25 protein-coding genes, 6 tRNA genes and 1 pseudogene are annotated in these 25,436 nt (G+C 41.2%); 8 read left to right on the forward strand and 24 right to left on the reverse strand.

The features are described 5' to 3' along the window. Positions 1–4: 4 nt before the first annotated feature. The 9 genes from VSAL_RS03005 to mutY form a co-directional block, all read right to left on the reverse strand. Positions 5–80, reverse strand: a tRNA-Phe gene (locus VSAL_RS03005). A 7-nt stretch (positions 81–87) separates the two neighbouring features. Continuing rightward, positions 88–163, reverse strand: a tRNA-Thr gene (locus tag VSAL_RS03010). 76 nt (positions 164–239) lie between these two features. Beyond that, positions 240–315: transfer RNA gene (locus VSAL_RS03015), tRNA-Asn, on the reverse strand. Positions 316–321: 6 nt separating this feature from the next. After that, a tRNA-Phe gene (locus VSAL_RS03020) sits at positions 322–397 on the reverse strand. A 7-nt stretch (positions 398–404) separates the two neighbouring features. Continuing rightward, positions 405–480: transfer RNA gene (locus tag VSAL_RS03025), tRNA-Thr, on the reverse strand. 76 nt (positions 481–556) lie between these two features. Next, positions 557–632, reverse strand: a tRNA-Phe gene (locus VSAL_RS03030). A 109-nt stretch (positions 633–741) separates the two neighbouring features. Continuing rightward, complete coding sequence (gene mltC, locus VSAL_RS03035) at positions 742–1,878, reverse strand: membrane-bound lytic murein transglycosylase MltC (RefSeq protein ID WP_012549341.1); 1,137 nt, start codon at positions 1,876–1,878, stop codon at positions 742–744. Between the two features lie 110 nt (positions 1,879–1,988). After that, the gene (locus VSAL_RS03040; RefSeq protein ID WP_012549342.1) at positions 1,989–2,261 is read right to left on the reverse strand and encodes an oxidative damage protection protein; all 273 of its coding nucleotides are present in this window, start codon (positions 2,259–2,261) and stop codon (positions 1,989–1,991) included. A gap of 2 nt (positions 2,262–2,263) precedes the next feature. Next, positions 2,264–3,316, reverse strand: coding sequence for an A/G-specific adenine glycosylase (gene mutY, locus VSAL_RS03045; RefSeq protein ID WP_012549343.1), 1,053 nt, complete (start codon positions 3,314–3,316; stop codon positions 2,264–2,266). 217 nt (positions 3,317–3,533) lie between these two features. Here mutY and trmB point away from each other — a divergent pair, with 217 nt between their 5' ends. Beyond that, positions 3,534–4,250, forward strand: coding sequence for a tRNA (guanosine(46)-N7)-methyltransferase TrmB (gene trmB, locus VSAL_RS03050; protein ID WP_012549344.1), 717 nt, complete (start codon positions 3,534–3,536; stop codon positions 4,248–4,250). Positions 4,251–4,356: 106 nt separating this feature from the next. Beyond that, positions 4,357–5,277: a glutaminase B gene (glsB, locus tag VSAL_RS03055; protein WP_012549345.1), complete on the forward strand. Its 921-nt coding sequence runs from the start codon at positions 4,357–4,359 to the stop codon at positions 5,275–5,277. A 104-nt stretch (positions 5,278–5,381) separates the two neighbouring features. On the opposite strand, the gene hemW is transcribed toward glsB, so the two are convergent. The 7 genes and pseudogenes from hemW to VSAL_RS03090 form a co-directional block, all read right to left on the reverse strand. Continuing rightward, entirely contained in the window at positions 5,382–6,542 is a 1,161-nt protein-coding gene (hemW, locus tag VSAL_RS03060) for a radical SAM family heme chaperone HemW (RefSeq protein ID WP_012549346.1), read from the reverse strand. 3 nt (positions 6,543–6,545) lie between these two features. Next, a complete protein-coding gene (locus tag VSAL_RS03065; protein ID WP_012549347.1) occupies positions 6,546–7,142 on the reverse strand; it encodes an XTP/dITP diphosphatase in 597 nt (198 codons plus the stop codon). A 10-nt stretch (positions 7,143–7,152) separates the two neighbouring features. Further along, a complete protein-coding gene (locus tag VSAL_RS03070; protein ID WP_012549348.1) occupies positions 7,153–7,584 on the reverse strand; it encodes a DUF4426 domain-containing protein in 432 nt (143 codons plus the stop codon). Between the two features lie 28 nt (positions 7,585–7,612). Then, positions 7,613–7,907 (reverse strand): annotated as a pseudogene (gene yggU, locus VSAL_RS03075) (DUF167 family protein YggU). A gap of 28 nt (positions 7,908–7,935) precedes the next feature. Then, positions 7,936–8,490, reverse strand: a complete 555-nt coding sequence (locus VSAL_RS03080) for a YggT family protein (protein WP_012549350.1) — start codon at positions 8,488–8,490, stop codon at positions 7,936–7,938. 75 nt (positions 8,491–8,565) lie between these two features. Continuing rightward, positions 8,566–9,384, reverse strand: a complete 819-nt coding sequence (gene proC / locus VSAL_RS03085; RefSeq protein WP_012549351.1) for a pyrroline-5-carboxylate reductase — start codon at positions 9,382–9,384, stop codon at positions 8,566–8,568. Next, the gene (locus VSAL_RS03090) at positions 9,371–10,138 is read right to left on the reverse strand and encodes a YggS family pyridoxal phosphate-dependent enzyme (protein ID WP_012549352.1); all 768 of its coding nucleotides are present in this window, start codon (positions 10,136–10,138) and stop codon (positions 9,371–9,373) included. The genes proC and VSAL_RS03090 overlap by 14 nt, the downstream gene beginning before the upstream one ends. 23 nt (positions 10,139–10,161) lie before the next feature. On the opposite strand from VSAL_RS03090, the gene VSAL_RS03095 reads away from it, so the two are divergent. Both VSAL_RS03095 and VSAL_RS03100 read left to right on the forward strand, forming a co-directional pair. Further along, entirely contained in the window at positions 10,162–11,199 is a 1,038-nt protein-coding gene (locus VSAL_RS03095; protein ID WP_012549353.1) for a type IV pilus twitching motility protein PilT, read from the forward strand. Positions 11,200–11,201: 2 nt separating this feature from the next. Continuing rightward, the gene (locus VSAL_RS03100) at positions 11,202–12,308 is read left to right on the forward strand and encodes a PilT/PilU family type 4a pilus ATPase (protein ID WP_012549354.1); all 1,107 of its coding nucleotides are present in this window, start codon (positions 11,202–11,204) and stop codon (positions 12,306–12,308) included. Positions 12,309–12,411: 103 nt separating this feature from the next. Here the strand turns inward: VSAL_RS03100 and ruvX are convergent, their stop codons facing one another. From ruvX to metK, 7 genes are all read right to left on the reverse strand, one after another. Continuing rightward, positions 12,412–12,837 carry a Holliday junction resolvase RuvX gene (gene ruvX, locus VSAL_RS03105; RefSeq protein ID WP_012549355.1) on the reverse strand — a complete coding sequence of 142 codons (426 nt, stop codon included), beginning with the start codon at positions 12,835–12,837 and terminating at the stop codon, positions 12,412–12,414. Next, a complete protein-coding gene (locus VSAL_RS03110) occupies positions 12,834–13,397 on the reverse strand; it encodes a YqgE/AlgH family protein (protein ID WP_012549356.1) in 564 nt (187 codons plus the stop codon). The genes ruvX and VSAL_RS03110 overlap by 4 nt, the downstream gene beginning before the upstream one ends. A 73-nt stretch (positions 13,398–13,470) precedes the next feature. Continuing rightward, complete coding sequence (gshB, locus tag VSAL_RS03115; protein ID WP_023604091.1) at positions 13,471–14,427, reverse strand: glutathione synthase; 957 nt, start codon at positions 14,425–14,427, stop codon at positions 13,471–13,473. Positions 14,428–14,440: 13 nt separating this feature from the next. Beyond that, on the reverse strand, positions 14,441–15,172 hold the full coding sequence (gene rsmE / locus VSAL_RS03120; protein ID WP_012549358.1) for a 16S rRNA (uracil(1498)-N(3))-methyltransferase: 732 nt from the start codon (positions 15,170–15,172) through the stop codon (positions 14,441–14,443). A gap of 78 nt (positions 15,173–15,250) precedes the next feature. Next, positions 15,251–15,955 carry an endonuclease gene (locus tag VSAL_RS03125; protein WP_044583181.1) on the reverse strand — a complete coding sequence of 235 codons (705 nt, stop codon included), beginning with the start codon at positions 15,953–15,955 and terminating at the stop codon, positions 15,251–15,253. A 99-nt stretch (positions 15,956–16,054) separates the two neighbouring features. Then, positions 16,055–16,540: a SprT family zinc-dependent metalloprotease gene (locus tag VSAL_RS03130; protein WP_012549360.1), complete on the reverse strand. Its 486-nt coding sequence runs from the start codon at positions 16,538–16,540 to the stop codon at positions 16,055–16,057. Between the two features lie 115 nt (positions 16,541–16,655). Then, on the reverse strand, positions 16,656–17,810 hold the full coding sequence (gene metK / locus VSAL_RS03135; protein ID WP_012549361.1) for a methionine adenosyltransferase: 1,155 nt from the start codon (positions 17,808–17,810) through the stop codon (positions 16,656–16,658). Positions 17,811–18,196: 386 nt separating this feature from the next. On the opposite strand from metK, the gene tkt reads away from it, so the two are divergent. The 4 genes from tkt (at position 18,197) to fbaA (ending at position 23,914) form a co-directional block, all read left to right on the forward strand. Beyond that, positions 18,197–20,194: a transketolase gene (tkt, locus tag VSAL_RS03140; protein ID WP_012549363.1), complete on the forward strand. Its 1,998-nt coding sequence runs from the start codon at positions 18,197–18,199 to the stop codon at positions 20,192–20,194. 139 nt (positions 20,195–20,333) lie between these two features. After that, positions 20,334–21,353, forward strand: coding sequence for an erythrose-4-phosphate dehydrogenase (gene epd, locus VSAL_RS03145; protein ID WP_012549364.1), 1,020 nt, complete (start codon positions 20,334–20,336; stop codon positions 21,351–21,353). Between the two features lie 166 nt (positions 21,354–21,519). Then, entirely contained in the window at positions 21,520–22,683 is a 1,164-nt protein-coding gene (locus tag VSAL_RS03150) for a phosphoglycerate kinase (RefSeq protein WP_012549365.1), read from the forward strand. Between the two features lie 154 nt (positions 22,684–22,837). Beyond that, positions 22,838–23,914: a class II fructose-bisphosphate aldolase gene (gene fbaA, locus VSAL_RS03155; protein ID WP_012549366.1), complete on the forward strand. Its 1,077-nt coding sequence runs from the start codon at positions 22,838–22,840 to the stop codon at positions 23,912–23,914. 240 nt (positions 23,915–24,154) lie between these two features. Here fbaA and srmB read toward each other — a convergent pair whose 3' ends face one another. Further along, a complete protein-coding gene (gene srmB / locus VSAL_RS03160; protein WP_012549367.1) occupies positions 24,155–25,405 on the reverse strand; it encodes an ATP-dependent RNA helicase SrmB in 1,251 nt (416 codons plus the stop codon). Positions 25,406–25,436 lie beyond the last annotated feature (31 nt).

Raw genomic sequence — 25,436 nt, forward strand, 5'->3', positions numbered from 1 at the left:
ATAATGGTGCCTCGAGGCGGAATCGAACCACCGACACGAGGATTTTCAATCCTCTGCTCTACCGACTGAGCTATCGAGGCAAAAAAATGGTGCCGACTACCGGAGTCGAACTGGTGACCTACTGATTACAAGTCAGTTGCTCTACCTACTGAGCTAAGTCGGCACACTATATTTTTTTGCAATCACTGAATTAAATCAGTAATAAAAAAAAACTCGTCCTATGACAAGGCTTTTGAATGTGGCTCCCTTTGCTGGACTTGAACCAGCGACATACGGATTAACAGTCCGGCGTTCTACCAACTGAACTAAAAGGGAATTGTATGGTGCCTCGAGGCGGAATCGAACCACCGACACGAGGATTTTCAATCCTCTGCTCTACCGACTGAGCTATCGAGGCAAAAGAATGGTGCCGACTACCGGAGTCGAACTGGTGACCTACTGATTACAAGTCAGTTGCTCTACCTACTGAGCTAAGTCGGCACACTAAATTCTTTTGACTATTCGTGATCTAGCATTTAATAAATAAATCTAGAACTACACCAACAATCTTATTGTATGGTGCCCGGAGGCGGAATCGAACCACCGACACGAGGATTTTCAATCCTCTGCTCTACCGACTGAGCTATCCGGGCAACGAGCGCTATTAAACGGATTTTTGCCCTCACCGTCAACTTTTTTTTTCAAAATAGTCCGTTTTTTTGATCGTTTGATTGATTATCCATCGAATAGGCTGTTTTATCGCTAAATCTTCCCTGAATTGAACTCTTTTTTATAGGCGGTTACTTTTTCTAGGTAACGTCTTGCTTCCGCATTCTTATGCTTTTTAGTTAAAGCCCAATAGACTTGGTTCGGATTTAAACTATTAATGTCGTTAATTGCACGACTTCTGCTACTGCTAAAGGTAGTAAATACACCACCAGCACCACCGTTATAAGCTGAAATCATGCTGTATTGTTTTGAAATCGGATTTCTAATGTCTTTTAGGTAACGTGTTTTCAATATATGAAAGTAAGCGGCGCCGGTATCAATGTTGTTATGTGGGTTAAATAAATACTCGGGTGTAGGATCGCCGGATTTTTTCTTCACCAATTTAAAAACATCACGTCCAGCGGTTTTAGGTACCACTTGCATTAATCCATACGCATTGGCCCAACTTACGGCATAAGGATTAAAACTACTTTCTGTTCTGATGATGGAGTAAATCAAATCTTCAGGAATGTCGTAACGTTGAGATGCTTTACGAACAATATCGGCATATTGGTATTCACGCAGTTGTTCGTGGTTTTTAACCATAGGAATATCAACGTAATATGCTTTTTTATAGTCGATATTTTTTTGTTTTAAATGATGTGCAATGAGGTAATCAGCGTAACGGCTTGCGCGCCATGACCATTCAATCGGTTTTTTATCTTGATCGAGGACTTGCTGATAAAGAAATGGTTTTCCACCTAAGGTGACATCAGCGTCTGAATACAAATCAACACCAGCAGGGTCATCTGGTGTGAGTAGGGTGGTGATAATAGCTTGACGCAAATGCGCTTTAGGCTCGGTTCCTGCTACGGTTTCGACGGTGACTCGCCCTGACGTGAAATCGACTTGAGAGCGACTCAGATACCCATCCGTGTATTTTACGTAAGAACGTTTACCTGCAGTGATGAGGTTTTTCTTCCCCCAACGCTTCTCAATGTTGCCATTAAAACTGCTTATTAAAGAGTCGAGGGCTTTTAGATCTTTGGTAAATTGCCCAGGAAGAGGGGCTAAATTTTTAGCAAAACGGTTGGTGGTGTCGTAATTAATACCAAAGGTCGATTCTATGGATTCTCGGCTACAGCTGGTGAGAAAAAGACATGTAGAGACAATTAAGATAATTTTTTTCATAAAGGCTATATAGATAAGAACTCGTAATAAGGTTAACGGCAGAATGGCCTCGAACTAAAAAAGAATAAAAATAAAGCAGCGACTAGGCTGCTTTATTTAAGAAAAAACGATTACTTGCTTGGTGGGGTGTAGCCATCAATGACAACATCTTTACCGTCAAATAGGAACCCTTCCATTTCTGTTTCTAGCATCTTACGGTGCTCAGGATCCATCATGTTTAGTTTCTTTTCATTAATTAGCATGGTTTGCTTATGTTGCCATTGGCCCCACGCTTCTTTGGAGATGTTATCAAAAATACGTTTACCTAGTTCACCTGGGTAAAGTTGAAAATCTAGGCCATCGGCTTCTTTATTTAAAAGAACGCAAAATACAGTGCGACTCATGGTTATTCTCCATTAGAAATTTCGTACGGAAGGGCATCCAATAGTTTTTGTACTGGTGCTGCTAATCCTACCGTCATTGGTTGAGATAAGTTATACCAAACTCCGCGTGTTCCTTCCATCACCATGTTCGGTTTCTTCACCAGAGTGATAAGCACAGGGGTGATATCTAAGTGGTAATGGCTAAAGGTATGACGAAAAGCAATTAATTGTTGAGTGGATTTTATTTCGACACCATAGCGAACAGATAAATCAACTAAGGTATTCTCTGGTTGTTCAGGAAAGCAAAAAAGCCCGCCCCAAATTCCAGTCTGAGGTCTTTGCTCTAACCAAACTTCACCATCGTGATAATAAATGGCAAACCAAGCTTCTTTCATTGGTTTTTCTTTCTTCGGTTTTTTGGTGGGGAAATCCAATTGGCGATCTTGTGCTTTTGCTTGGCAAAGATCATTCACTGGGCAAATCTCACACTTAGGCTTAGAACGAGTACAGACAATCGCCCCCATATCCATCATGGCTTGATTGTAGCGTTCGACTCCTAATTCTGGTGTATGTTCTTCTGCTATTTCCCACATGGCATTTTCGACAGATTTCTTCCCTGACCATCCTTCAATAGCAAAGCAGCGAGATAAGGTTCGCTTTACATTACCATCTAAAATGGGATGACGTTGTTTAAGCGACAAGGAAAGTACGGCGCCAGCGGTAGATCGTCCAATTCCGGGTAAAGCGATCACTTCATCAATGGTTTCAGGAAATCGGCCATTATATTGCTCTGCGATGATCTGTGCGGTTTTATGTAAGTTTCGAGCACGGGCGTAATAACCAAGACCAGTCCATAAATGAAGAACTTCATCTTGATCGGCGTTCGCTAGGTCAATTACCGTAGGAAAGCGAGTCATGAAGCGTTCAAAATAAGGAATAACGGTAGTGACTTGAGTTTGTTGCAGCATGATTTCGGATAACCATACTTTATAAGGTGTTTTTTCTAATTGCCAAGGCAACGTCTTACGGCCGTAATTATCGTACCATTCTAAGATGGCGTGAGAAAAAGAAGTCATGACATGCTCGATTGCTTTTTTATAATGGTGGGGATTGCATCATACTGTGATGAATTTGTACACCCGATAGAAAATAGGGGTATTCATACAAGTATTCAAAGTAAAGTATTTACCGTGTTTATACGGAAAACGAAAGATAATGCTTGAACACTGGGCTAAACTTTGGATAATGCCGGATCCACAATCCTTGTTCAGAGAATAACCAGGTTATCCAATCATGACTGAAGTGACTAAAAACGACTTTACCGAAGAAGGTAAAATTGTTCGTAAAATTCGCAGCTTTGTACGCCGCGAAGGACGTTTAACGAAAGGCCAAGAAGGCGCTATTACTGAGTGCTGGTCTACCATGGGCATCGATTTTGTTGAGCAGGTGCTTGATTGGAACGAGGTGTTTGGTAACAACAACCCTGTCGTTTTAGAAATCGGTTTTGGTATGGGTGCATCTTTGGTTGAGATGGCGCAAAAAGCACCAGACGTTAATTTCCTTGGTATTGAAGTTCACCGCCCAGGTGTTGGTGCATGTCTTGCTGCTGCAAAAGAAGCGGGCGTAACTAACCTACGCGTGATGTGTCACGATGCGGTTGAAGTGTTTGAATCGATGATCCCTGATTCATCAGTGACGACTCTGCAATTATTCTTCCCTGACCCATGGCATAAAGCGCGTCATCATAAGCGCCGCATCGTTAAAGCTGAATTTGCTGAGATGATCCGTCCTAAGCTCAATGCTGAAGGTGTTTTTCACATGGCAACAGATTGGGAAAACTACGCAGAACATATGATCGAAGTAATGAACGCGGCCCCAGGCTACGAAAACATAGCAACTGATGGCGATTACATTCCTCGTCCAGATGAGCGTCCATTAACAAAATTTGAAGCTCGTGGTCACCGTTTAGGCCATGGCGTATGGGATATTAAATTCCGTCGTAACGCATAATTATAATCAGTAGTAAACTGATGCAGTGTCTAATACATTGCTTATAAATTTAAAGCCAACCTCTGTGTTGGCTTTTTTGTCCTTGCTGTGAAAGGAAGTAAAAATAATGAAGCCAACAAAACAAATATTAGAAGATATTTTGAATGAAGTGCGTCCTCTTATTGGACAAGGAGAGGTTGCCGATTACATTCCAGCACTTGCTTGTGTACCGAGTAATAAACTGGGTATTGCTGTCTATACTAATGATGGTGAAATGATCACAGCAGGCGATGCAAACGAACGATTTTCGATTCAGTCAATCTCTAAGGCACTGAGTTTAACGCTTGCTATGGAGCTGTATCAGCCCGAAGAACTCTGGCATAGAGTTGGAAAAGAACCTTCTGGACAAGCGTTTAACTCATTGATCCAGTTGGAAATGGAACAAGGGGTTCCTCGTAATCCGTTCATCAATGCGGGGGCGATTGTTGTGGCAGATATGCTGTTTAGTCGCTTTTCTGCTCCGAAACATCGCTTATTAGAATTTGTACGTAAGCTCTCTGGCAATGAACATATTATTTATGATCGTGTCGTCGCTAATTCGGAGATGGATCATAGTGATCGAAATGCATCAATTGCTTATTTAATGCGATCATTTGGTAACTTTGAGAATGAAGTGATGCCCGTATTAAAGAACTATTTTCATGCGTGTTCACTGAATATGAGCTGTGTTGATTTAGCGAAAACGTTTGGTTATTTAGCGAATAAAGGCATTCAACCAGAGACAAATGAATTCATTATCACACCTATGCAAAGTAAACAAATTAATGCACTGATGGCGACGTGTGGTTTATATGATGGTGCAGGGGAATTTGCTTATCGTGTTGGTATGCCGGGTAAATCCGGTGTCGGTGGCGGAATTATCGCAATTGTTCCGGGTGAAATGACGATTGCAGTATGGTCACCAGAGTTGGACCCATCAGGCAACTCGCTAGCAGGAACCCAAGCGTTAGAATTGCTTTCAGAGCGTATTGGACGTTCGATATTTTAAGGTAAGAGCAGGTTTCAGGACGGTCGCAAGCTCCCTAAAGGTTTCAGGAAAAGATTGTTAAGCTCTTACTGAAACCTTTAAGCGAAGCGATCTGAACCCTGATCTTACTCCTCATCACTCACAAACGCTTCCAACAAATCATTCAAGAACAATTTTCCATGCTCTGTGATCTGCCAATGCGTTTCTGTTTCTTCTAAATACTTCTTCTCTTTCGCCCAATCCATTGTTTCTTGAATCGACTCTAAACCTAACCCGGTTTTATCAATAAAATCTTGTTTAGGACAAGCTTCCAGTAAGCGGAAACGGTTCATAAAGAATTCAAAAGATCTGTCGTGATCTGCCACTTCTTGTTCATCAATCAAGTAAGGTTTCATTAAGTCTAAGAAGCCTCTAGGGTGTTTGATCTTTGTGGTTCGAATAATGCGGCCATCAGCAAAACTCAGCTTGCCATGAGCACCACAACCAATCCCTAGATAGTCGCCAAAGCGCCAATAATTTAAGTTATGGCGACATTGATAACCGACTTTACTGTAGCCCGAAATCTCATATTGAACGTAACCTGCATCGGCAAGGATTTGATGACCTTGTTCAAAAATATCCCATAGATCATCATCATCAGGCAGAGTAGGGGGCTTGTAGTAAAACACCGTATTTGGTTCGATAGTGAGTTGATACCAAGATAAATGCGGCGGATTAAGTTCAATGGCCTGTTTTAAATCAGACAAAGCATCATCAATACTTTGGTTTGGTAAACCGTGCATTAGGTCGAGATTGAAACTGTTTAACCCTGCTTCATGGGCAAGACGAGCGGCGCGAAGGGCTTCATCCTTACCGTGAATTCGTCCGAGTTTTTCTAACTTCTCTTGTTGAAAGCTTTGCACACCAATAGAAATACGATTAACGCCGGCTTCGCGGTACTCAATGAATCGTCCGGCTTCTACCGTTCCTGGGTTCGCTTCCATGGTGATTTCAATGTCATCAGCAAACGGTAGGCGTTTTTCAACTTCGATCAGTAAACGCTTAATTTCTGGAGCGGTAATTAAACTCGGGGTACCACCACCAATAAAAATAGAATGCAGTTTACGCGGTTCATTTTGCATATTATAACGAGCAAGATCGGTATCAAGATCGTCAATTAACGCTGAAATGTACTGTGCTTCAGGAATTGTTGTTTTTAACGCGTGAGAGTTGAAATCACAATATGGGCACTTTTGAATACACCAAGGAATATGAATGTATAAACTGAGTGGTGGTGGGACTAGCATCAATTATTGACCTTCTTTTAATGCAGCGAACAGTTTTTTCAGAGCTTGTCCACGATGAGACAGTTGCTTTTTACGTGCTGGTTCAAGTTCTGCAGAAGAGCAATTGTCTTCACTTACCCAAAAAATAGGATCGTAGCCAAAGCCATTTTCACCTTGTTGCTCCGTGGTAATGTGGCCTTCCCATGAACCGTGACAAATCAATGGCGTAGGATCGTTCTCATGCTTCATTAAGACTAAGACACAATGGAAGCGGGCGGTACGTTTTTCTTCTGGAATGTCTTTCATTGCTGCTAGCATTTTATCGATATTTTTTTGATCGGTCGCGCCTTCGCCTGAGTAGCGTGCAGAGTAAACGCCTGGTGCGCCATGTAATGCGTCGACTTCTAAACCGGAATCATCAGCAATCGCAGGTAATCCGCTTTCTTTAGCCGCATGACGCGCTTTAATAATGGCATTCTCAATAAAGGTTGTGCCTGTTTCTGCTACGTCAGAGACGTTGAACTCACTTTGTGCCACAACATCAAATCCAAAGTCAGACAAAACATCTGCCATTTCACGAACTTTACCTTGGTTGCCTGTTGCTAATACGATTTTGCTCATAATGATTCTCTTACTCTTCTACGTAGAACTTTTGATTGAATTTTAATTTGCCAGCGCCTTTCTTTCCTGAAGATACATCAATATCAAAGCGAAAGGTTTCTTCGTTTGTTATTGGTAACTCAGCAATATAATAAATGGCATTTTTCTCTTTTATTTCACGGAAAGTCAGAGTCTTAGTTTGACCTAATAAATTTTTAGCCGTGCCAGATACTTGAGCTGATATCGCCGGTTTTCCGGCTTGTGAAATATCTAAAACACTGATGTTTATTAATGCCGTGTAGCCAGAGCGTTTTAATTGATAAGCGCGAGCCACCTTAGGCGTTAAAAACGTGGAATTAAAGGCGGAATAATGCACTTCAACATTTTTTATCTGTACAAATTGCCCTGCAAAACTGGGTAAACTAAAAAGAAAGAGGGATAAAAGTAACAGCGTTTTTTTCATGTTAATCTCCATAAAGAAAAGCCGAGAATTAACTCGGCTCTAGCAGTATTTGAATGGCATCAGGAATAATTTCAGGAGAGTGAATTCGAACCTTGTTTGTGACGATTAAGTTCTCCTTTTTCTACTGTGATTTTACCTTTAGCAACCTTAAATAATTTCGAGAAGTACTTAATCAAATGTGCGTTAGCTTTCCCATCAACAGGAGGAGCGGTAATCGCTACTTTGAGTTCCTCTCCATGTATACCAACGATTTGGTCTCGACTGGCCTTCGGTTGAAGGTAAAGTCTTAAGACCAAATCATCGTTATCGTATTTAATTGGCATTATTGCTTAGATTCCAATATAGATCAGATTACAAGCTATACCAAATCGGGCCAAGTAAATCACCCATTAAGAAGTTAGCAAATTGAAGCACAATGAACAGCACTAATACGCTTAAATCTAATCCGCCCATTTGAGGAAGGATCTTACGAATAGGAGCAAGCATTGGTTCCGTCAATTGGTTCATTACATATTCAATTGGGCTACGACCTTGACTAACCCAGCTTAGGATTGCTCGAACTAATAAAATCCAGAACAGCAAACCACCAGCGGCTTTTGCAAGAGCAATTAGACCAATGATTAAAAACTCAGGTCCAAAAGTAATTCCGCCTGAAACGACAACTTGCAGAGCAACAAATTTAACAACACACAGAACATAAGCAAACAGAACGGTGGCTAAATCTAAGCTTCCTATTGATGGAATAATACGACGTAAAGGCGAAACAACAGGTTGCGTAGCCTTGATGATAAATTGTGAAAATGGGTTATAGAAATCGGCACGTGCCACTTGTAACCAAATTCGTAGAATCACAACCATTATGTATAAATCAAAAACGGTAGAGATTAAAAAGCTCATTGCATTCATAGTTAGTTAACCTTAAAAATCATTGGTTTTTTTTATAGCGTTTTTTAAACAGAGTTGCTTCAAGCAAAGCAGTTTTTAAAACAACGTTTCCATTTCTTCTGCACGAGCTACGGCCGCTTGCATTGCTTTAGCGACGATCTCTTGCAGATGATGTTCATTAAACGTGCGAAGTGCTTCAGCAGTAGTCCCACCTTTTGAGGTCACTTGTTCACGCAGTGTTGATAATGGTGTTTCAGGATTTGCTATGACCATTTCGGCGGCACCGAGTGCGGATTGTTGCACTAACAGACGAGCGGTATCCTCACTAAAGCCCTGTTTAATGGCTTCGGCCTGCATTGCTTCCATAAATAAGAAGAAATACGCAGGTGCGCTTCCTGCTGCTGCAATGACAGAATTAATACCAGATTCTTTTTCAACCCAGCAGACTTCCCCCACGGCTGAAAGTAAATCACTTGCAAAATGTTTGTCTTGTTCGGAAATATGCTCAACGGCAAATAGGCCACTCATGCCTTTACCGACTAATGCTGGCGTATTCGGCATGACTCGAACCAAATTTAATTCGGCAGCGAACATTTCATTTAAGCGTTTAGCTGAAATACCAGCAGCAATCGAAATAACCAGTTTATCAGAGTAATCCACGGATTGGAGTGGCTTTGCTGCGGTCTCCATCATTTGTGGTTTTACAGCAAGAACAATAACGTCAGCCTGTTGAGCTGCGGCAAGGTTATCGGTACTGATGTTAATACCATAGCATTGCTCTAAATTGTTTAGTTTGTCAGTGCTTGGGTTTGTTGCGGTGATATTTTTTTTTGGATAACCACTGCTAATTAAGCCTGCAATGATTGAACGAGTCATGTTTCCCGCACCAATAAAAGCAATGTTACGATGTTCCATTCGTATTCCTATTTTTTATTTTTAAGAGTCGCTTACTGTGTATTATTACTTCATTGGTATAGTTTCTTGCACCAAAAATAGCAGTACCAATACGTACCATCGTAGAGCCCGCTTCAATTGCGGCATCTATATCACCGCTCATGCCCATCGATAAGGTATCAACCTGTGGATATTGTGCTTCTAATTGGTTTTGAATGGAAGCAAGTTGTTTGAATGCGGCTAATTGCTCTTCGTAATTAGAGACATTTGCAGGGATAGACATTAATCCTCGAAGTGTTAGGTTTGGCATTGCATGAATAGCCGCGGCCAGTGACATTACCTCATTAGCCGTGGTGCCTGACTTACTATCTTCTGAGCTAATATTGACCTGAATTAATACGTTTAGTTCACCTAAATCAGAGGGACGTTGTTCATTTAAACGTTGAGCTATCTTAAGACGATCAATAGAATGCACCCAATCAAAATGTTCGGCAATTGGACGAGTCTTATTCGATTGAATTGGTCCGATAAAATGCCATTCTAATTCGATATTCGAATGATTTTTTTGAAAATAGTGGACTTTATCAACACCTTCTTGAACGTAGTTTTCACCAAAAGAGTGTTGACCCGATTCGATTGCTTGTTCGAGTAACTCGATAGGTTTGGTTTTACTTACCGCCAGTAGTTGCACTGAATCGGGGGATCGACCACATTTTTGAATGCTATTCTCTATCTGAAGAGTGATTTGGTGGATATTTTGCTTAATACTAGTCATAGAAACGATTACCGAGGAAAATTATGGATATCACAGAACTACTGGACTTTAGTGTAAAACAAAACGCATCAGATCTACACCTATCTGCAGGAGTTCCTCCTATGGTACGTGTTGATGGTGAGGTTCGTAAACTCACATTACCTGATTTTACCCACGCTGATGTTCATCGCTTAGTGACTGATTTCATGAATGATGCTCAACGAAGTGAGTTTGAAGAAAAGTTAGAAGTTGATTTTTCTTTTGAGCTTCCGAGTGTGGGGCGTTTTCGTGTGAATGCGTTTAATCAATCACGAGGTTGTGCCGCTGTCTTTAGAACGATCCCTGTTGAGGTGCCTTCTCTTGATCAATTAGATGTCCCTGATATTTTTCTTGATATCGCAAAATATCAAAAAGGGTTGGTATTAATTACAGGGCCGACGGGATCGGGTAAATCAACAACATTAGCGGCGATGGTTGATTACGTTAATGAACATCATAATAAGCACATTCTCACGATCGAAGATCCGATTGAGTTTGTTCATAAAAATAAAAAATGTTTGATTAACCAACGTGAAGTTCATCGTGATACTCACAGTTTTAAAGCGGCATTACGATCGGCATTGCGTGAGGATCCTGATGTCATTCTTGTGGGGGAATTGCGAGATCAAGAGACAATCAGTCTTGCATTAACAGCAGCGGAAACCGGACACCTCGTGTTTGCTACGTTACACACCAGTTCTGCGGCAAAAACCATTGACCGTATTATTGATGTATTTCCTGGCAGTGATAAATCGATGGTGCGTTCAATGTTGTCGGAATCATTAAGAGCCGTGGTGGCTCAAACGTTATTAAAACGAATTGGTGGTGGACGAATTGCTTGTCATGAGATAATGATAGCAACCCCTGCAATACGTAACTTAATCCGAGAAGATAAAGTCGCTCAGATGTATTCAATCATTCAGACTGGTTCCGCTTTTGGAATGCAAACCATGGAGCAAAATGCAAAGAAAATTATTGCTCAAGGGTTAGTTGACCCTGATGAAGTTGCAAAGAAAGTTGAAATAACCAGTATGGGTTTTTAATCATGAATTTGGATGATTTATTGAATCAGATGGTGAAGCAGAAAGCCTCTGATATTTATATTACGGTGGATGCACCGTGTTTATTACGTGTTGATGGCGTTTTACAAGCGACAGGGGCAAAGCAAACGGTAGAGTCTGTAACCGCCCTGTTGGCTGAGATGATGAATGATGATCGAGAAAAAGAATTTACTCAAACATTAGAAGCCAATTTTGCCATCGTAAAAGAGAGTGGTCGTTTTCGTGTGAGTGCATTTTGGCAGCGTGAACAACCGGGGGCCGTGATCCGTAGAATTGAAACTAAAATCCCATCCATGGATTCATTGTATTTACCGAGTATCATGAAAGACTTGGCGGTAGCTAAACGAGGATTGGTTCTAGTTGTGGGAGCGACGGGATCAGGAAAATCGACCACAATGGCTGCGATGACTGGGTACCGGAATGATCATAAATCGGGTCATATTTTGACGGTGGAAGATCCGATTGAATTTGTTCATCCACATAATAAATGCATCGTGACTCAACGTGAAGTTGGGCTAGATACAGACAGTTATGAAGTTGCTTTAAAAAATTCATTACGCCAAGCGCCCGATATGATTTTGATTGGTGAAATTCGAACCAGAGAAACGATGAAGTACGCGATGATGTTTGCTGAGACTGGGCATTTGTGTATGGCAACGTTACACGCAAACAATGCAAACCAAGCATTAGAGCGTATTTTACATTTGGTTCCAAAAGAGAATAAAGAGCAATTTTTATTTGATCTCTCAATGAATTTAAAAGGTGTTATTGCTCAACAATTGGTTCCTGATGCTCAGGGAAATGGGCGTCACGGTGTGTTTGAAGTCTTACTCAATACTCCCCGAATCGCCGATTTAATTCGTAGAGGTGATCTGCATGAATTAAAAGGGACAATGACACGCTCTCGTGAATCAGGAATGCAGACGTTTGATCAATGCTTATTTGATTTAGTAATTGATGGCAAGATTACAGAAACAGAAGCGCTGCATAGTGCGGATTCTGCAAATGACTTAAGGCTGATGCTGAAGACTAAGCGTGGGGATTCATTTACCACATCAAAATTTGATAATGTGTCGATATCGTTAGATTAAAAGCAGGATTCAGGACGCTTTGCGTTTAGAATTCAGAGGTGTGTGCGGTGAGTGTTACGCTCACAACGAGTACCTCTGAACCCTGCTTTTATGTCTTTGGACCTTAGCCCCATTGACTCTCAAACCAACTTTCTAAAATAACAACGGCAGATTGGCAATCGACATTGCCTTTTGATAATGCTTTATAGCCACCGAATTCAAATAAATCAGCGCGAGCTTCTACGGTTGATAAGCGTTCATCGTGCAGTTCGACTTGATTACCAAAACGACCGTGCAGACGGTTAGCAAATTTCTTTGCTTTTGGTGTGATAACGTCTAACTCTTTACCATGAAGATCGGTTGGTAGACCAACAACGATCAAATCAGGTTGCCACTCTTTAATTTGCTTTTCAATATCATCCCAATTAGGGGTGCCATCTTGAGCTTTAAACGCTTTTAATGGACTTGCGGTACCTGTGATTTCTTGCCCAATGGCTGAGCCAATGCTTTTTGTGCCAAAATCAAATGCCATGATGGTGCGTGAACTCATGCGTGTCCAACCTCGCTGGATATATTTACTGGACTAATGCCTAGTATTTCGATAGCTCTGCGCCAACGATCAGGAATAGGAGTATCAAAAATAACAGAAGAATCTGCTTCTAAGATTAGCCATGTGTTTTCAGATAATTCTTGCTCTAGTTGCCCTGCATCCCAGCCAGAATAGCCAAGAGCGACTAAATATTTATAAGGTTGATCTTCGGTACCTAAGGTTGCCAAAATATCTTTAGACGTCGTTACAGAAAGTTCTTCGGTGACTTCAATACTAGAACTGTAATTGTCTTTTGGATAATGAAGAACAAATCCACGATCATCAGAGACTGGACCGCCATTTAGTACCGGTTGAGATAGCGTTTGAGGGAAGATAATAGGGGAAGGATTATCCAGTTTGATTTGGTCAAGCATGCCTTTCAGTGAAATTTGCACTGGTTGGTTTATGCGTAACCCCATTGTACCATCGGAATCGTGCTCACAAATATAGATCACACTCCGTGTAAAAACGGGATCATTCATACTTGGCATAGCAACCAGAAAATGGTTTTTTAAATCCATAATGCCTCCTAAAATCGTATGATAAAACAGTGGGGGATTTCCCACTGCTTATCTTTAGCTTAGGTGATTTTACTTAAGCTGACTTCTCATTAATGCGACGCTCTATTGCATCCATTAATTTTCCTGTAATTGAGATATCAAAAGCGGCTTCGATCTCTTTAATACACGTAGGACTGGTAACGTTAATTTCGGTTAATTTGTCGCCTATAACATCAAGGCCAACAAAAATAAGTCCTTTTTCTTTTAGGGTTGGAGCAACCGCATTTGCAATTGCCCAATCGGTTTCACTGAGTGGTCTAGCTTCACCGGTACCACCAGCGGCTAAATTACCACGAGTTTCGCCTTTTGCAGGGATACGTGCCAAGCAATAAGGCATTGGTTCACCATCAACTACTAGAATACGTTTATCACCATTACTAATATCAGGAACAAACGTCTGTGCCATGCAATAGTTTTGTTCGTGGTTAGTGAGTGTTTCGATGATAACCGACACGTTTGGATCGCCTGCTTTCACACGGAAAATTGATGCACCACCCATACCATCAAGCGGCTTAAGAATAATGTCACCGTGTTTTTCGCGGAACGCTTTAATTTTGTCTGATTTACGAGTAACTAGCGTTGTTGGTGTCAGTTCTGGGAACCAAGCGGTAAACAGTTTTTCATTACAATCACGTAAGCTTTGTGGTTTGTTTACAATTAAAGCACCTTGAATTTCTGCGCGCTCTAAAATGTAGGTCGCGTAAATGTATTCTGTATCAAACGGAGGATCTTTACGCATTAAGACGGCATCAAGTTCAGCAAGATCAATCGTCTGCTCTGATTTGAATTCGTACCAACCAGTAGGATCTTCTTTTAGTTCAACAACTTTAGTATCGGCAACTGCTTTACCTTGGTCTAGGTGAAGATCGGCCATTTCCATGTAATGGATTTCCCAGCCGCGTTTTTGAGCTTCAAGCATCATGGCAAAGCTAGAGTCTTTTTTAATGTTAATGGATGAAATAGGATCCATTACGATACCGAGTTTGATCATTGTGTTTCTCCAGTTAGCCAAGATCGCCAAAACGAACTTGTAAGGCAGTAATTGCAGTAAGTGCTGCGGTTTCGGTTCTTAAAACCCGAGGACCAAGCAACGTTTCTTCAAATTGATATTGTTCTGTCATAGTAATTTCTTCAGACGACAAACCGCCTTCTGGACCAATCAACAAACGAACATTAGTAACAGGTTCCGGTAGGGTGTTAATCGAATATTTGGCTCTTGGATGAAGGTTTAATTTGAGTCCTTCATATTCTTCAGCACACCATTCTTCTAATGACATAATTGGACGAATTTCAGGAATAGTATTACGTCCACATTGCTCACAAGCGGCTATTGCAATTTTGTGCCATTGGTCGAGTTTCTTTTCAAAACGTTCTTTGTTTAATTTGACACCACAACGTTCTGAAATTAAAGGAGTAATGATATTTACGCCTAATTCCACGGATTTTTGAATGGTGAATTCCATTTTATCACCACGAGAAACCACTTGGCCTAAATGTAAATTTAATGGTGATTCACTGCTGTGATCAATACGTTCACTGATCTCAACTTCTACACTTTTCTTTGATGAAGAAGTGATCACTGCAGGAAATTCAGCGCCGCTGCCATCAAATAATAATACAGCTTCGCCTTCTTTCATTCGCATTACACGGCCAACATGATTGGCGGCATCATCGCTTAAGTTTACTTTACCTTGTGAAGGAAGTAGTTCTGGATGATGGATTCTTGGTATTCTCATGGTCTACTTTTCTTTAACTATCTTACATTTAAGGATGGAGGTTAAAATGTACTTTTTCAACCTCTAGCTCTGTCTAATTTATTTAGTGCATGCTTTATAAACAAATTGATTATGATTGCCTTGGATTTTTGCTATACGTTCATCACGAGTACATTCCCAAGTTGATACTGGATACTGTTTGTTCCATGCTTCCATAAGTTGTCGCTGTGCTTTTGATAAGTTAAATTTATATTCGTTGTTCATATAAAGATACGTTCGGGCAATGGCACCACGAGATTGTGCTGGTGGCTCGGCAACACGGCCTTTGAAGTCGACTTTAAAAGCACATTGGCCATAGAAAGCGCCTTTGCTTCCATTCCATTGTGAGAATCGGAAGTTGGATCTGTCCCCGTTTACTTCACCAATCGCAGGCACTAGATTATGTAAGTCGGCTTCCATTGATTTGAATTGCTTGTCGTTTCTAGTGCAATTTTTACGCCCACCTTTTTGCCAACATTGACGTTGATGACCAAATTGCCATGCTGGAACAACATGCTCCCATTCAATACGACTGGCTCGTTTTTCTTGTTTACGGACTTGGTATCCGCAGCTTTCTAATTCAGGGATCCCTTTCTTTTTATTTTTCCACGTAATGTCACAGCCACAATAAAAGGAGGTTGGGTAATCAAGATAGATTTTGACGGCTTCTTTTTTTGCTTTTGAGAAAGAAGAAGGAGGTGCTGCCATTACGTTAACAGTGAAACTGACAGCAATAAGACTGATAACTAAGCGAATTAATTTCATAAAGTACACTACTGATTATTGTATTAATGCAGTAAGAGTAGCTTATTGTTAAAGTTCTTTATAGATAAATTGAGTAATAGAAGTTAATGATAGTAAAGGCTATTTTTTGACCACATTCAATGGTGACTGGCATTGTCGGCAAAGGTATTGAGTTTCTTTTCGTTGGACTCGGTTGTGGCGACGGACCGTTAATTCATGTGTTGTGCATTTACAGCGATACGGGAAGGTTTTTCCTTTTACTGATTCAACGCTAAAACTGTGCGTAGTTCGGGCTGGTAAATTGAAGACTTGATTCATTATACCTTGCCACTCTTTACCATGCGGTCTTACTCGACCATACAGTTTAAACGTAATTAAATGGGCAATTTCATGAGGGATCACTTCGTTAATAAAAGTGTGTTGATTCTCTTCTAATAATACGGGATTAATTCTGACTTCCCACCCTTGAAGGCGAGCGGTGCCTGCTATTTTTCCACGTTGAGTAAAATTAATCGCGGGTAAGGAAAAAGGACGATTAAAAAAAGTGGATGCCTGTTGAATGCACTGTTGAGCTTTGGCTACGGATGCTTGTTGAAGTGGGGTCATTGAATCTCTTTATCTTGAATATCACATTAACGCTTTTAACTATAAAGAGTATATGGGGCTAGAAAACAAAAAAGGAAGCCGAAGCTTCCTTTTTAGAGAGTTTTTAAGTCTTGAATTACTTAATACCAGCGAAATCACGAAGGATTTCTGCTTTATCAGTCGCTTCCCAAGGGAATTCTTCACGACCGAAGTGACCGTATGCTGCTGTCTTCTTGTAGATTGGTTGAAGAAGGTTAAGCATTTCTTGTAGGCCATATGGACGTAAGTCAAAGTGCTGACGAACCGATTCAATGATGATGTCGTGAGATACTTTTTCAGTACCAAACGTTTCAATCATGATAGATGTTGGATCAGCAACACCGATAGCGTATGACAGTTGGATTTCACAACGGTCAGCCATGCCAGCTGCAACGATGTTTTTCGCTACATAACGTGCTGCGTATGCTGCTGAACGGTCAACTTTTGATGGATCTTTACCAGAGAATGCACCGCCACCGTGACGAGCTGCGCCGCCGTAAGTATCAACGATGATTTTACGACCAGTCAGGCCACAGTCACCCATTGGGCCACCGATAACAAAACGACCTGTTGGGTTAATAAAGAATTTAGTTTCTTTACTTAGCCATTCAGCAGGTAGTACTGGTTTGATGATTTCTTCCATTACTGCTTCACGAAGATCCGCAGTCGTTACTGAATCGCTGTGTTGAGTTGAAAGTACAACCGCATCAATACCAACAATTTTTCCTTGGTCGTATTGAAAAGTAACTTGAGATTTTGCATCTGGGCGTAAGAAATCCAATTTTCCGCTTTTACGTACTTCTGCTTGTTGTTTAACAAGAAGGTGTGCGTAAGTAATCGGTGCTGGCATTAAAATTGGTGTTTCGTTCGTTGCGTAACCAAACATGATGCCTTGGTCGCCAGCGCCTTGTTCTTTTGGATCTTCTTTATCAACACCTTGGTTGATATCAGGAGATTGCTTACCAATTGTGTTTAATACAGCACAAGAGTTAGCATCAAAGCCCATGTCAGAATGAACATAACCAATTTCACGAACGGTTTCACGAGTGATTTCTTCGATATCAACCCATGCAGAAGTTGTTACTTCACCACCGACCATAACCATGCCAGTTTTTACGTACGTTTCACAAGCAACACGTGCTTTTGGATCTTGTTCTAAGATCGCATCAAGTACGGCATCTGAAATTTGATCGGCAATTTTATCTGGATGACCTTCTGATACTGATTCAGAGGTAAATAGGTGTTTAGCCATGATGAGCTCCACTTCTATAGGTAATAAATTTTTAGAAAATACCCACAGTATATATAAGTCTATACGTTTAACAGTGTAGGTGTTCTTCCATCTAGACGGCCATAATAGAGAAAATTTGATTAATTACAACTCATTTGGGGTAAGAAAATAAATATAAGACATAACCAATCGTTTGCGTTCTGCAATTGGATTTATCTACAGAAACAAGGTTTTCTGTCAAAATCGTGAAAAAAAGCACTTTATTTGCTAAGTAAACGTTTGCAGTCACTATTAGGCTTTGCGACAATACGGCGCTGCAAATTTAAGTTAATCCATAAATATGGGTAACTAATCAAGAGTTAACTAGCTCAATAAATATATAGTCCTTCGAATTCTCAGGAGCAGGCATGTCTTCACGTAAACATTTAGCAAATGCAATCCGCGCTTTAAGCATGGACGGTGTACAACAAGCAAATTCTGGTCACCCAGGAGCACCAATGGGCATGGCAGACATCGCTGAAGTATTATGGCGTAGTCACCTAAATCACAACCCACAGAATCCAGAGTGGGCTGATCGCGACCGTTTCATTCTTTCTAACGGCCACGGCTCTATGCTGATTTATTCTCTGCTTCATCTTTCAGGTTATAACCTGTCTATCGAAGACTTAAAGAACTTCCGTCAATTGCATTCTAAAACTCCGGGTCACCCTGAGTACGGCTATGCACCAGGTATTGAAACAACAACGGGTCCATTAGGCCAAGGCATCACTAATGGCGTTGGTATGGCAATGGCTGAAAAAGCATTGGCAGCACAATTTAACCGTGAAGGCCACGACATCGTTGACCATAATACGTATGTGTTCATGGGCGATGGTTGTTTAATGGAAGGTATTTCTCACGAAGCGTGTTCACTTGCTGGCACACTAGGCCTAGGCAAACTGGTTGCTTTCTGGGATGACAACGGTATTTCTATCGATGGTGAAGTGGAAGGTTGGTTCTCTGACGATACCCCTAAACGTTTTGAAGCGTACGGCTGGCATGTAATTCCTGCGGTTGATGGTCACGATGCTGACGCAATCAATGCGGCGATTGAAGCGGCAAAAGCAGAAACAGGTCGTCCTACTTTGATTTGTACTAAAACTATCATCGGTTTTGGTTCTCCAAATAAAGAAGGTACGCACGACTGTCACGGTGCTCCACTAGGTGCTGATGAGATTGTTGCGACTAAAGCGAAACTTGGTTGGGAGTTTGGTCCTTTTGACATTCCTACTGATGTATATGCTGAGTGGAACGCAAAAGAAGCAGGCAAAGCAAAAGAAGCGTCTTGGAATGCTAAATTTGATGCCTACGCTGCTGCACACCCTGAACTAGCTGCTGAATATAAGCGTCGTGTCAACGGTGGTTTACCTGCTGAGTGGGAAGAAAAAACATCGGCAATCATTGCTGATCTTCAAGCTAATCCTGCAAACATCGCATCACGTAAAGCATCGCAAAATGCACTAGAAGCGTTTGGTGCAATGTTACCTGAATTCATGGGCGGCTCTGCTGACCTTGCACCGTCTAACTTGACGATGTGGTCTGGCTCTAAATCATTAACCGCTGATGATTTCTCTGGTAACTACATTCACTACGGTGTACGTGAATTTGCGATGACAGCAATCATGAACGGTATCGCTCTGCACGGTGGTTTCGTACCCTATGGCGCAACGTTCCTAATGTTCATGGAATACGCGCGTAACGCAATGCGTATGGCTGCACTGATGAAAATTCAGAACATCCAAGTGTACACTCACGATTCAATCGGTCTAGGTGAAGATGGTCCAACTCACCAACCTGTTGAGCAAATCGCTTCACTGCGTTTAACTCCGAACATGAGCACATGGCGCCCATGTGACCAAGTTGAATCTGCGGTTGCTTGGAAACTCGCGATTGAACGTCGTGATGGTCCTACGGCTCTGATCTTCTCTCGTCAAAACCTTGCACAACAAGATCGTGATGCAGAGCAAGTCGCTAATATAGCAAAGGGTGGTTACATCCTGAAAGATTGTGAAGGTCAACCTGAGCTTATCTTTATCGCTACTGGTTCAGAAGTTGAACTTGCAGTTGAAGCTGCGGCTCAACTTACAGCGGAAGGGAAAGCGGTACGTGTTGTATCAATGCCAGCAACAGATGCATTTGATAAGCAAGATGAAGCCTACCGTGAATCAGTACTTCCATCAGCAGTAACAAAACGTGTTGCTATTGAAGCGGGTATTGCTGACTTCTGGTATAAGTATGTTGGTTTCGGTGGCAAGATCATCGGTATGACAACGTTTGGTGAATCAGCGCCTGCTGACGAGCTATTCAAAATGTTTGGTTTCACTACTGAAAATGCAGTGAAAACAGCAAAAGAGCTTTTAGCTTAATCAAGAGTTATTCGCTTAATAAAAGCGAGTAATTGAATAAAAAGCGAAGTTATCGAAAGGTGGCTTCGCTTTTTTGATCCTTTAAGAAAAAAGTGAAAAGAGTACAATAGACGAAAAATAAACCTGAGTGAATGGAATTATGTTAAGAGTGGCGATAAATGGATTTGGTCGAATTGGTCGTAGTGTATTACGTGCTTTGTATGAAAGTGGTAAGCGTGATCAAATTGAAATCGTGGCTGTGAATGAATTATCACAACCAGAAGGAATGGCGCACCTTCTTCAATACGATTCAACTCATGGACGTTTTCTGCATAAAGTCACCCATGATCAAGAATATCTTTATATCGATTTACCTAATGGCTCTCAAGATCGAATTCGTATTGTACATCAAGCCGATATTTCTCTTTTGCCATGGCAATCATTGCAAGTAGATTTAGTGCTGGATTGCACTGGTGTTTATGGATCTAAAGCGGATGGCGAGAGGCACATTGATGCGGGGGCTAAAAAGGTTTTATTTTCACACCCAGGAAGCGCAGACTTAGATAACACTATCATTTACGGTGTTAATCATGACACATTGCTTCCTGAGCATAGAGTTGTCTCTAATGGGTCTTGTACTACTAACTGTATTATCCCAGTGATTAAGGCGATTGATGATGCGTTTGGTATTGAATCTGGCACGATTACGACGATTCACTCTGCGATGAATGATCAACCAGTGATTGATGCGTATCATACTGATTTACGTCGAACTCGAGCAGCAAGCCAGTCTATAATTCCAGTAGATACAAAACTGCATAAAGGTATTGAACGAATTTTTCCGAAATTTTCCAACAAATTTGAGGCTATTTCTGTGCGAGTACCGACGGTAAACGTCACTGCGATGGATTTAAGTGTAACAATTAATACAAATGTGAAAGTTAATGACATAAATCAAACCATTGTTAATGCATCTCAGTGTACATTACATAACATTGTTGATTATACTGAAGCGCCACTTGTTTCTATCGACTTTAATCATGATCCCCATAGCGCGATTGTCGATGGTTCACAAACAAGAGTTAGTAACGGGCATTTAGTTAAAATGCTGGTTTGGTGTGATAACGAATGGGGCTTTGCTAATCGGATGCTAGATACCGCATTAGTAATGAAAAAATAAAAGCATCAATCAAATAATTTGTGATGGAAAGAGAAAAAAGATTAATTTTCACCTTGAAAAAAGTGAACTCCATCCCTATTTATTGAATAATGCAGTAAGAATTTAATCGGTTTGGCAATGATGCCGAGCTTGAAAGCTTTTTATTATTTAATTGAGAGGACACAACATGTCTGTAATCAAGATGACTGACCTGGAACTTGCAGGTAAACGCGTATTTATCCGTGCTGACCTAAACGTACCAGTAAAAGATGGCAAAGTAACTTCTGATGCACGTATTCTTGCATCTCTACCAACGATTAAGCTTTGCTTAGAAGCTGGCGCAAAAGTAATGGTTACTTCTCACCTTGGTCGTCCAACGGAAGGCGAATACAACGAAGAGTTCTCTCTAGCTCCTGTAGTTAACTACTTAAATGACGCACTAGATTGTGACGTTAAACTAGCTAAAGATTACCTAGATGGTCTTGAATTAAATGCTGGTGAGCTAGTTGTTCTTGAAAACGTTCGCTTTAACAAAGGCGAGAAGAAGAACGAAGAAGCGCTTTCTAAGAAATACGCAGCACTATGTGACATATTCGTAATGGATGCATTTGGTACCGCTCACCGTGCTCAAGCGTCAACTCACGGTGTTGGCATGAACGCTCCTATCGCGTGTGCTGGTCCTCTTCTAGCTGCTGAACTTGAAGCTCTAGGCAAAGCAATGGACAATCCTGCTCGTCCACTTGTTGCTATCGTTGGTGGTTCTAAAGTATCAACTAAGCTAACTGTTCTTGAGTCTCTATCTAAAATTGCTGACCAACTTGTTGTTGGTGGTGGTATCGCGAATACATTCATCGCAGCTCAAGGTCACAATGTTGGTAAATCTCTATACGAAGCAGATTTAGTAGAAACAGCTAAAAAATTAATGGTTGAATGTGCAATTCCAGTAGCTACTGATGTTGCATGTGCAAAAGCATTTGATGAAAACGCTGAAGCTGAAATCAAAAACGTTGCAGATGTTCAAGACGACGACATGATCTTCGACCTTGGTCCTGATTCAACAGCCGTTCTAGCTGACATCATTAAGAATGCAAAAACAATTCTTTGGAATGGCCCAGTTGGCGTATTTGAATTCAAAAACTTTGAAGCAGGTACTGCGGGTATTTCTAAAGCAATCGCTGATTCTGAAGGTTTCTCTGTTGCGGGTGGCGGTGATACGCTAGCGGCTATCGATAAGTTCGGAATCAAAGCTGACGTTTCTTACATTTCTACAGGTGGCGGTGCATTCCTTGAGTTCGTTGAAGGTAAAGTACTTCCTGCAGTAGCAATGCTTGAAGAGCGTGCTAAAGCGTAATTATTTAAAGGGCGGGAATTGAACATTCCCGCTTTTTACGTTTGTTGCCACTAATGTTTATTGATACAATAGAAAAAGTTGTGAGCAAACGTTTGCAAAAATTTGAACGTAAGTTTTTTAATTTTAAAACGATAGAATAAATAGGACTACTTCCATGTCTAAGATCTTCGATTTTGTAAAACCTGGTGTTATTTCTGGCGACGACGTACAGAAAGTATTTGCAGTAGCAAAAGAAAACAAATTTGCTCTTCCTGCGGTAAACGTAGTGAATACTGATACTATCAATGCGGTTCTTGAAGCTGCTTCTAAAGCTAAAGCACCAGTTGTTGTTCAGTTCTCTAATGGCGGTGCTGGTTTCTTCGCTGGTAAAGGCGTTAAACTTGAAGGTCAAGGTGCACAAATCCTTGGCGCTGTAGCGGGTGCAAAATACGTTCACGCAGTTGCTGAATCTTACGGTGTTCCAGTTATTCTTCATACTGACCATGCTGCTAAGAAACTTCTTCCATGGATCGACGGACTACTAGACGCTGGTGAAGTATTCTTCGCTGAAACTGGTAAGCCTTTATTCTCTTCACACATGCTAGACCTTTCTGAAGAGTCTCTAGAAGAGAACATCGAAACTTGTGCTAAGTACCTAGAGCGCATGGCTAAAATGAACATGACAATCGAGATTGAACTTGGTTGTACTGGTGGCGAAGAAGACGGCGTTGATAACTCTGATATGGACGCATCTGAGCTTTACACTTCTCCTGAAGATGTTGCATACGCATACGAAAAACTAACGGCTATCAGCCCACGTTTCACTATCGCTGCATCTTTCGGTAACGTACACGGTGTTTACCAAGCAGGTAATGTTGTTCTTACTCCAACTATCCTACGTGATTCTCAAGCTTACTGTGCTGAGAAATTTGGTATTGCATCTGATGCACTTAACTTCGTATTCCACGGTGGTTCTGGTTCTTCTGAAGCAGAAATCCAAGAATCTATCGGTTACGGCGTTATCAAAATGAACATCGATACTGATACTCAGTGGGCTTCATGGGATGGCGTTCGTGCATACGAAGCTGAAAACCGTGATTTCCTACAAGGTCAAATCGGTAACCCAACTGGCGAATCTGCGCCTAACAAGAAGTACTACGATCCACGCGTTTGGTTACGTGCAGGTCAAGCTTCTATGGTTACGCGTCTTGAAAAAGCATTTGCTGACCTTAACGCAATCGACGTACTATAATTTTTATTATAGACCGCTCGAATTGAGTTAATAAAAACCCGCTGATTAGCGGGTTTTTTTATGTTTGTAAAAAGGGACTAGAGGCGAGGATTTAGGGACGAGTCTTTAGCTCTGACTTTTACCCGAAGCGTTCTTGTCCTTAGTACCTAAGTGACTTCCAATAAAAAAGCAGCCTGTAAAAATACAGGCTGCTTTTATTGTATCTAGAGCGTAATGCTTTAGTTAACGGGGTTTATGTAATTACTTTTTCTTCTTCTTTTTCTTTGGTGCATTTTTCTTTGCTAACACCGCTTTTTTCTTCGCATTTTTCTTTTGTTTGTTCTTAAATACCGCTTTTTTATGTGTTGGTTTTAACCCTTCAACAAAGCGTTCTTTAATTATTTCATCTTCTTCTTTAACGTAACGGCCAACGCGTTCCATCATTTTTTGATCATGTGCTTCAATCAAAGAAACAGCATTGCCTTTTTTACCTGCACGAGCAGTACGACCGATACGGTGTAAATATACATCTGCTGTACGAGGCATATCAAAGTTAATGACATGACTAACATCGGGTAAATCGATGCCACGAGCAGCAACATCTGTAGCAATCAATACGTTAACTTTACCATCACGGAAACGAGAAATTGCATTGTTACGGCTTTCTTGAGGCATTTCACCTTGTAACCAAGCACATGAAATCTTAGCTGTTTCTAAGTGACCACGAAGTTCTGCAAGACGCTCACGAGTTTTTACAAATACAATCGCGCGCTCAGTTTGGTTCGTTAGAATGCTTTTCAGTAATTCTATTTTATGTGGCAAGCTATCGGCACGGTGATACCACTGAGTGATTTTCTTACGTTCACGGCGCGATGGTTCTGCGACAATTTTTGCTGGTTCGTTTAATAGATCAGCGGTAAAACCATCAACACCACGACCTTCTAATGTTGCAGAGAACAAGAAGGTTTGTTTACGCCAGCGACACTCTTTTGAAAGACGATCAACAACAGGACCAAAACCCATGTCTAACATACGGTCGGCTTCATCAAGGATCAGAGTTTCAATGGCACGACAATCAAAACGTTCAGCTTCGATGTACTCCATTAAACGACCGGGCGTTGCTACCACAATATCTTGAGTTCTTGCCAGAATGTCAGCGTGCTCTTGGTAGCTGATACCACCAGTGATAGTAAATACTTTATGGTGAGTGTATTTAGCTAATTCACGAGCTTCATCCGCAACTTGGATAGCAAGTTCACGAGTTGGCGTTAGGATTAATACACGCGCAGGACCTGGATCACGACGAGGGAAATCGTCAAGATGCTGTAAAGCGGGCAGTAAAAAAGCCGCAGATTTACCAGTTCCAGTTGGAGCAGAAGCAAGGATGTCTTTACCTTCTAATGCTTCAGGGATCGCCATAGCCTGAACTTGAGTTGGACGTTGATAACCAATCTCCTCAAGAGCGCGCAGTAGGTTAGGGGATAGATCGAGATCAGCAAACGTTTTGATCACTGTTAGATTCTCCGTTCAGGTCTAAAGAGTA

Source organism: Aliivibrio salmonicida LFI1238 (assembly GCF_000196495.1).
Classification (GTDB): domain Bacteria; phylum Pseudomonadota; class Gammaproteobacteria; order Enterobacterales; family Vibrionaceae; genus Aliivibrio; species Aliivibrio salmonicida.